Source organism: Psychrobacter sp. 1U2 (assembly GCF_051847575.1).
In genome coordinates, this window is sequence record NZ_JBPYDC010000814.1 from 1 (window position 1) to 823 (window position 823).

Annotated in this window: 1 protein-coding gene; it reads right to left on the reverse strand. The window is 40.8% G+C overall.

All coding sequences use genetic code 11. From position 1 onward, the window contains the following. Positions 1–569, reverse strand: a 569-nt coding sequence (locus ACS8FD_RS18895) for a LysR family transcriptional regulator (protein WP_439276986.1), incomplete at its 3' end; no start/stop codon positions are given. Positions 570–823: the final 254 nt, after the last annotated feature.

The window sequence follows — 823 nt, forward strand, 5'->3', positions numbered from 1 at the left end:
CGTGATCTATTTTGTTGCTTTTCTGACTGATTTTTCAACTGATTTAACGAGTTACTGTTTAAGCAAACGACGCCTATTGGGTCTGAAATGAGCGGTGTAAAATCTATATCCGCCTGATCTATACTAATACAGTTACCCAATGCTAAATCTACTTCTCCTGCCAATAATCGATTGGCCACTCCAACAGAATTATCATCTATCAATACAATCTCAATATCAGGGTGCTTTTTGGCGTATTCGACCAACACGCTTGGCAACAGCTTGGTGACGAGCGATGGCACGCTGGCAATTCTTATTTTACCTTTGTCACCAGAAGCAGATGCTTTGAGATCATCTTCTAGTGCTTTATAAGTGGTCAGGAATTGCTCAATCTTCGGTAAGCAGGTTTCACCAAAAGGGGTGAGTGTGGCTTTGTTACCACTTTCAAATAAACGCTGACCGAGCGTCTTCTCCAGCTCTTTGATGGAGGCTGACAGCGCTGCTTGTGATCGATTGGCGCGCTCAGCCGCAGCACGAAAACCGCCTTCTTTTACCACAAATAAAAAATGCCGTAATTGCTGTATTTTCATATTTTCTGCCGCCGAAATCTGTTTATCAATAATATATCTACTATGATAGATTAAATCTATCAATTTTAATATTTAATTAGTTAGATTTGTCATTATTAAAAGGGTAGCATGGATGCAACATCGCAATACAGGCTATCAATTAAACAGATGATGCCGCCATTTATCTAAGGAAGAACACCGCATGACGACTCAAACCACTAAACAGCCCGTTAAGACCTCACTTTACGCTTCCAAATCTCCGTTAGAGTGGGCAA